This is a genomic window from Pseudoalteromonas sp. NZS127_1 (genome assembly GCF_015864295.1).
Taxonomy (GTDB): Bacteria; Pseudomonadota; Gammaproteobacteria; order Enterobacterales; family Alteromonadaceae; genus Pseudoalteromonas; species Pseudoalteromonas arctica.
Window position 1 is genome coordinate 1 of record NZ_JADYXO010000043.1, and the last position, 7,732, is coordinate 7,732.

5 protein-coding genes are annotated in these 7,732 nt (G+C 39.9%); 2 read left to right on the forward strand and 3 right to left on the reverse strand.

Features of this window, described 5'->3' with window-relative positions; all coding sequences use genetic code 11:
* Positions 1-614: 614 nt before the first annotated feature.
* The 3 genes from arfA to I6F50_RS19905 form a co-directional block, all read right to left on the reverse strand.
* A complete protein-coding gene (arfA, locus tag I6F50_RS19895) occupies positions 615-815 on the reverse strand; it encodes a ribosome alternative rescue factor ArfA (RefSeq protein ID WP_024593211.1) in 201 nt (66 codons plus the stop codon).
* 205 nt (positions 816-1,020) lie between these two features.
* Positions 1,021-3,561 (reverse strand): TonB-dependent siderophore receptor, encoded by a 2,541-nt coding sequence (locus I6F50_RS19900; RefSeq protein WP_165728793.1) that lies wholly within the window; start codon positions 3,559-3,561, stop codon positions 1,021-1,023.
* Between the two features lie 254 nt (positions 3,562-3,815).
* Positions 3,816-4,769 (reverse strand): sensor histidine kinase, encoded by a 954-nt coding sequence (locus I6F50_RS19905; protein ID WP_165722940.1) that lies wholly within the window; start codon positions 4,767-4,769, stop codon positions 3,816-3,818.
* A gap of 208 nt (positions 4,770-4,977) precedes the next feature.
* On the opposite strand from I6F50_RS19905, the gene I6F50_RS19910 reads away from it, so the two are divergent.
* Together I6F50_RS19910 and hemH are read left to right on the forward strand one after the other, a co-directional pair.
* The gene (locus I6F50_RS19910; RefSeq protein ID WP_165735969.1) at positions 4,978-6,306 is read left to right on the forward strand and encodes an HD domain-containing phosphohydrolase; all 1,329 of its coding nucleotides are present in this window, start codon (positions 4,978-4,980) and stop codon (positions 6,304-6,306) included.
* A 74-nt stretch (positions 6,307-6,380) separates the two neighbouring features.
* Positions 6,381-7,400 (forward strand): ferrochelatase, encoded by a 1,020-nt coding sequence (hemH, locus tag I6F50_RS19915; protein ID WP_197177137.1) that lies wholly within the window; start codon positions 6,381-6,383, stop codon positions 7,398-7,400.
* Positions 7,401-7,732: the final 332 nt, after the last annotated feature.

A 7,732-nucleotide genomic window follows, 5' to 3' on the forward strand; every position in this document is an offset into this window, starting at 1 on the left:
TTAAATCCAGAGAAAAAAGAAGCAATGCGGGCGGCATAAAATTTAATTTGATGCGACAACTAACTTGAAAAACTCCGATCGTGCAAACAGCAAACCCGTAGGCGCGAATTTATTTCGCGCTTATGTAATTTAGCTTTAATACTTTAAAAGTAAAAGCGAGGTATAAAATCTCACCTATATTGTGCAAACACCAAACCCGTAGGCGCGAATTTACTTCGCGCTTATGTAATTTAGCTTTAATACTTTAAAAGTAAAAGCGAGGTATAAGACCTCACCTACATCGTGAAAACACTAAACCCGTAGGTGCGAATTTATTTCGCGCTTATGTAACATGGCTTAAATGCTCTAAAAGTGAACGCGAGGTATAAAACCTCACCTACATCTTGCAAACACCAAACCCGTAGGTGCGAATTTATTTCGCGCTCATGTAACATGGCTTTAATGCTCTAAAAGTGAAAGCGAGGTATAAAACCTCACCTACATCGTGCAAATATCAAACCCGTAGGTGCGAATTTATTTCGCGCTTATGTAACGTGGCTTGTATGCTTTAAAAGTAAAAGCGAGGTATAAAACCTCGCTTACTATATTCAAAAGCCCTATTTGATCGGTGCTATTTAAGCCGCGATTAAATAGGACTCTTGTCCTGAATGCTTGTTGTTGCGTTTAAACGAACCTTTGCCTTTTTTAGCTTTAACCACTTGTGGTTTAAATAATTTAGAGGTGACCATCGCCGCTAGTGCATTGTGGTTTATAACGCCTCGTCCTGTGTCTACCGCGCTGTTGCTTGCGGTTTTTGCTTTAGATTTTTTAGTCATATATTTCCTATCAACTAATGGTTATTTTAAGTTAAATAATAAAAAGGCTTTTATATTAGCCTATTTAAGAGATGGCGATTGTAGGCTTAATTTTCAACCGCGCAAGTATTTTTAATGCCCAACAGATACTTTTTTAATAATAAAAAAGTATAAAAAAAGCGCAGTTAATAACTGCGCTTAATATTACTTTAGTTTGCTTTATAAATTAAAAACTAAAGCTTACTTTTGCATAGTACGTTCTGCCGTCAAAGCCGTATGGCAATGCGCGTACTGGGTATTTAAATGCGCCGTTGGTGATAAAGTTAAGTACTTCGTCGTCGCCTAGCTCGTCTGGCGTTTCGTCAAATACGTTATCGGCACCCACCGAAAGCGCAAACATGTCGTTAATTTGGTAGCTCACGTTTAAGTCAACTAACACAGCAGATTCAACCGTACTTGTTGGTTTAAATGAACCCGTAGGCGAAAGCTCACCTGGTAATGAAATATGGTCATTACCAAAGTATTTTACATCTGTTTCGCCAAAGTAGTTAAAGCGAATGGTTGATGTGTAGGCATCGCGTTCGTAGTCAAACGTAAGCGTTGCACGTTCACTAGGTTGTCCGTCGGTAAAAAAGCTACGTTGTAAATCATCAAAAGCAACCGCTTCAGGAATACCGTCTTCAGCATTTACGCCGTCAATTTTAGTATCATTTAGGTTACCTGCAAAGGTTACTCCTAAATTACCGCCTTCAACTTCAGTACGGTACGATGCAATAATATCAACACCTTGCGTAGTAGAATCAACCGAGTTTGAGAAGTAGTTAGCTTGCACAGCTCCAGTTGCTTGTAGCGCTGCAACTGCTTCTGAGCTAAACGATACGTCGTCAGCGGTAAGTAAGCTGCCAAGCGTAATACGGTCTTCAATTTCTACACGGTAAAAATCAACCGTTAACGAAAGCTCGCTTGTTACATCGTAAACAAAACCTGCACTGTAGTTTGTTGAAGTTTCAAGCTCTAAGCTATCTACGCCTAACGCACTTGGGAAAGCGGTCCCTGTGTTTGCAGTGAACGACTGCGTTAATGTGCCGTCTGAGCCTAAGTTAGTTGTAAAGGCTGTATAACCACTTTGTTGAAGTGATGGTGCTCTAAAACCAGTAGATACCGCACCACGTACAGCGAAGTCATCTGAAAATTCATAACGTGTTGCTAATTTACCAATTAAATCATCCCCAGCATCTGAGAAATCTTCATAACGTAGCGCACCACTGACGTTCCATGCATCGGTGATCATAGTTTCTACGTCTACATAAACTGCGTAGCTGTTACGGTCGCTGTCGTTAGCTGCTTCAGGGCGTAGGCCGTTATAAGCCTGAAAACCACACTGTGCAAATTGGTCCGGATCGTTTACTGATGGGTACGAGGTATCCATATTTGCTAGTCCACAGGCGTATGATGCTTCATCGCCAGGCACTATTTCGTAGTTTTCTTTACGGTATTCAGCGCCTACTGTTACATATAAAGGTTCACCACGGCCAATATCTACAATACCGTTTACATCAAGGTTAAGCGTTGTTTGATCAAATCTAAAACCACCTGAGTAACCGCCACTAGGGCCTGAATTTGCTGCAATATCGGCATCGCTTGCACTTGGGTTATTAAATAAATACTCAGCCGCGTAAGAAGCGTTTAATGTATTGCGTGATGTAAAGTCGTATTGGTTTTCACCATAAACGGCCGAAACATCGTAATTCCAATCTGTGTTTATATCGCCTTTAAAACCAAGCGCGACTGAAATATCTTGTGCTTCGTTATATATGCGCGGTAAAAAACCATCGCTATATACTTGAGTTACGTTTTTAGACGCTTCGTTAAAGTTACGGTAAAAACCATTACCCAGCGCCGTGCGCTCTGAGTAGCCACCAAACGAGTAAAGCTCGCCGTCGCCCATTGGTAATGCCATGTTGTAAAATAACGACGTAAATTCACTTTCTGAGTTACCTTGGCCCCAGCGTACGTCTTCACTTAACGTACCTGGTTCAACATTAAGCGACCCCCCCGTATCACGCTCGGCGCGGTTAGTGCCATCGGCATCACGGTACTCAAGCGATAGGTTAATAAAGCCGCCTTCGTTACCTAATTCAAAACCACGGTTTAAACCTGCTGAAATAGTGTCGCCGTCACCTTCACTTGTGCCGCCGTATTGTACAAAACCCGTTGTAATACCGGTTGAGTTATTAAGAGATAAGTTAATTACGCCTGCAATAGCATCAGAGCCGTATTGCGCCGCTGCGCCATCGCGTAATACTTCAACGCCTTTAAGGGCCGTTAGCGGAATGGCATTCATATCGGTACCCGCAGCGCCTGCACCTACGGTACCGTTAAGGCCAAAAATTGATTGGTTATGACGACGTTTACCATTTACTAATACAAGAGTTTGATCTGGCTGTAGGCCACGAAGTGTGGCGGGTCTAAATAAATCAGAACCGTCAGATACTTGTGTACGCGAAAAGTTAAATGAAGGCGCTGTCGCTTGCAGGCTTTGGCCAAGCTCGGTAAAGCCACCTTTGGTTAAGTCATCTGCGTCAATTAAATCAATAGGAGAAGAAGACTCAGTAGAAGTACGGTTAGATACACGCGATCCTAATACAGATATTTGCTCAATGTTTTTAGCAGCTTGCACTGGTGCTTCTTCTGCGTTAACAATGCTTGGTGCGCTAAACGCGAAAGCAACGGCTACAGCAAGTGTGTTTAAACGGTATGTTGGCATAGTGACGACCCTGTTTTTTTGTGTTCTTATAATATGTGTGTGGTTATGGTGCTCATAACCTGTTGCAAACATCCTAGCAACATATGCAAACAAAAAGAAATGAAAAAAACTAAATATTTGGTCTAAGTATGCAAATAAATTTCAAGATAAGAAAAAACCACCTTTAATCGATTAAAATACACGCTACAAGGGCATTAAACTTCAAAAAAAAGATCTATTAACTTTTTATTTACATTGTGATTTTGTTCGTTAGTTTACGCTTTTAAAGGTAATAGGCAGCGGATGGTCGTACCTGTCCCTAATGTGCTGTTAACTTCTATTTTTCCGCCATGATCGCTCACCATAGCGTATACAAGTGTCATACCCATACCGGTACCTTCTCCAACTTCTTTTGTCGTGTAAAAAGGGTCAAACATATGCGCTATTGTGTCTTCACTCATTCCACAGCCATTATCTTTTACCTCAATACAGATATTTGTGTTTAGTTCAAAAATATTGACCTCAATAATGCAGCCTTTTTCTAAATCAAGCTCGCATGCTTGCCAAGCATTCATTAATAGATTTACAAAAATTTGATTAATTGATGATAAATTGCACCAAATAAGTGGTAGTGGTTCAAACCGCGTTTTTATCTCGCATAGTTTAAGTTTGCTACTTAATAATCTTAAAGCATTATTAGCACCCGTTGTTACATCGGTTAGTTGTTTATCTTGCGAGGAGGAGGGGTGGGCAAAATTTAATAAGTCATGCACAATTTGTTTTATTCGTTTGAGTCCTTCAACGCTGTCGTTAACTTGTCCCTGCAAGTTGTTATAAAGCCACGCATACGGATACTGTAAATTGAGTATGTCTATTTCGTGTTTAAAACGGCTCTCTTTAATTTCATTGTTTAAGTATTGCTCGTTAAGTTTTAGCAGCGTGATGAGCAAAGGGGTAGAATTTTGTAAGCTTTCTATATTACTCATTGCATAGGCAAGCGGGGTATTTATTTCATGGGCTACGCCTGCACAAAGCGTTCCTAAGGTTGCCATTTTTTCGGTTTGCACAAACAGCATTTGCTGGTGTTCTAAATCGGCTACTTTTTTTTGTAATTCATTATTTATGGCAACTAAAACGGTGCTTTTATCTTTGAGTAATTGTTCTGCGGCCAAGCGCAGCTTTTGTTCGTTTAAAAAAGCACGTTCAAAATTACCATCTGATCCATTCATTCCTTTCATCCATATAGATAACTTTATACTTAACGTTTAGTCGTCTACATGCAAATTTGCAAATTTGCAACTTTAGTGTGAGCATTTATCTACTTATAGATAATAACCACATTAGGTGACTCCTACTCTATATAAAAGGTAAGCATAAACAGGTCACGGATGTTTTTTTAAGCTATTATTTAGCCAGAAGTAATTTAAAGGCGGCGCAATGACTCAAGCAACACCAAACACACCAATGAATCAGGTTGATGTACTTTGTATTGATGATGACGAAATAGTACTACGTACGTTAACACGACTACTTGAAGTAAATGGCTTAACGGTTATTGTTTGCGATAATCCGCAAAACGCATTAACACTTTTTAAAAATCATGAATTTGGTTTAATTATTAGCGACATGCGGATGCCAGTAATGAATGGTGCCGAGTTTTTAGAAAAAGCGCGTGCGCTGGCACCCGACACTCAACGCATTTTATTAACCGGTTACGCCGATATACAAACAACCCTAGCGGCTGTTAACCAAGGGCAAATAAATGGTTATATTCAAAAACCATGGCAAAACGACTTATTACTTCGAAGCATTAAAGATAGCCTAGAAAAATTTGCGCTAAAAAAGCAAAACAAAAAATTAGAAACACAAGTTAAGGCGCAAAACCAAGAACTACTTGAGCTAAACAACACGTTAGAGCAACGAGTAGAAAAACGTACCTTACAAATCAAACAAGTTTTAAAAAAGCTAGAAGACGCCAACGAGCGGGAAAAACAAGAGCACAAATCAACCGTTGAGCTGCTATATAATTTTGTTAATGCAAATCCTTACCTTGATGGCAACAAAGCACAAAATATTGCAAATACCTGTACACAAATAGCGCTTTACTTAAACCTGTCGCAAAAAAGCATCGATCTTGCCCCAATGGCGGGTTATTTAGCACAAATAGGTTTGCTTGCTATGGACCCTGAACTTTATAAAAAACCGCTAAATCGGTTAAATGAGCAACAGCGTAAGACCTTTTATACTCATCCAAGTACTGCACAATTAATGCTAATGCCAGCAATACATTTACACGATCTGTCGGATGCTATTTATTATCAGTTTGAACGTTTTAACGGAAATGGAATGCCCAAAGGCCTTGCCGGAAACGACATACCGATAGGGGCTATGGTATTAGGGTTAGCGCGCGACTACTGGGACGCGTTTGAGCAGAGCAATGCAAGCGATGAAAAGCAGCGCCATGAGGATGCACTCGAAAGTGTAAAACTTTATAGTGGTTCGTTTTATCATCCTAAAATTGTACGTGCGCTTGAAGCAAGCCATGCAAAACTACATGAACAAAAAAGTTCAGCAGGATCAGTACTAATTTGTAATGCCCATGAGCTTAAAGATCAAATGATACTCGGCCATGCTCTGCACAGCCATTCGGGTATAATGTTGCTGCCTAAAGGTCATGTATTTAGCCGCAAATCAATAGAAAAACTGCAGCAACTAGAATCTAAAAAACCAGCCCCATTTAGAATTATGGTTAAAACTGCTAAATGATTGATCTAAACGGCAGTTTTTTTCGTTACAATGTGCATAAAATACATTATTGAATTTGCTTGAAGGAGCACTCTGTGTCGCGATTTTCTGCGGTTACTGACAATCCCCATGATGGGCGTTTTAACCAAAAAACGGGAATACTGCTTACTAACCTAGGTAGCCCTGATGCACCAACAGCTGCTGCGCTTCGTATATACTTACGTGAGTTTTTATCAGATCCACGCATTGTAGAAATACCACGCCTAGTATGGATGATAATTTTACATGGCATTATTTTACGCGTACGTCCAAAACGTTCGGCTAAATTATACGAGAGTATATGGACCGAAAACGGCTCACCACTTACCCACATTACTCGCCAGCAAAGTATAAAGTTAAATACTTTATTAAAAGAGCAAGGCTATACCAATACCGAAGTGGTAATGGCAATGCGCTATGGTAATCCCTCAATAGAGGCTGGCCTTGAAGAGCTTCGTGATAAAGGCTTAACGCGTATTATTATATTGCCAATGTACCCGCAATATTCTAGCCCAACCACGGGTTCAACGTTCGATGCTGTATCGAGCGTACTGCGTAAATGGCGCTGGGTGCCAGAGCTGCACTTTATTAATGGCTATCATAAAAACACCCGTTATATTGAGTCACTTACTAATAGTATTAGTGAGGATTTAGAAGCGAATGGTATGCCACAAAAAATTGTTTTTTCGTATCACGGTATGCCTAAACTATTTTTAGAGCGAGGCGATCCGTACCATTGCCTATGTTTACAAACCACGCGTTTAGTTGTCGAAAAACTGGGCCTTGATAAAGGCAAAGTAATTAGTACTTTTCAAAGTCGATTTGGTAAAGCCGAGTGGTTAAAGCCTTACACCGATGCAACCCTTGAAGCCCTGCCTGATGAGGGTATTACTGATGTAGCTATTATAAGCCCTGCTTTTAGCGCCGATTGCCTAGAAACACTTGAAGAGCTAGAAGGCGAAAATCGTGAAATATTCGAAAACGCAGGCGGCAAAAAGTACCGTTACATAGCGGCACTAAACGACAGAGACGACCATATAGAAGCTGTGTTTGATGTTATAAAACCTATGTTGTAACCCAAGCTTACTAAAGTATATAGCTAAATATATTTCGCATTAAGCGGTGTTAAAATTAACACCGCTTTTTTTTGTTTTTAGGGCTTTTAAAATATTTAGTTAATTAATTCACAAAGAGCTTAAGAGACGCTGCGCTTTTTAAAGTAGTGATAAAACATAAATATACTGGTTTTTGTTTTTAGCTTTTCTCTTTTACTCCTCTTTTACTTCTCATTGTGCAAATAAAAGCTTTTAAATGGCTAATTAATTTACAAACCCCCTGTGTCAGGATAGTTGTCGCCTCTAACTTTTAATAGAGGCAGATAAAATGAGACGTCGATTTACACAAGAAT

What these genes read in the sequence shown, in the direction of transcription:
- I6F50_RS19910 (WP_165735969.1), top strand. Translation starts at nt 4,978, where the DNA reads ATGACTCAAGCAACACCAAACACACCAATGAATCAGGTTGATGTACTT.
- I6F50_RS19900 (WP_165728793.1), bottom strand. Translation starts at nt 3,561, where the DNA reads ATGCCAACATACCGTTTAAACACACTTGCTGTAGCCGTTGCTTTCGCG.
- I6F50_RS19905 (WP_165722940.1), bottom strand. Translation starts at nt 4,769, where the DNA reads ATGAATGGATCAGATGGTAATTTTGAACGTGCTTTTTTAAACGAACAA.
- arfA (WP_024593211.1), bottom strand. Translation starts at nt 815, where the DNA reads ATGACTAAAAAATCTAAAGCAAAAACCGCAAGCAACAGCGCGGTAGAC.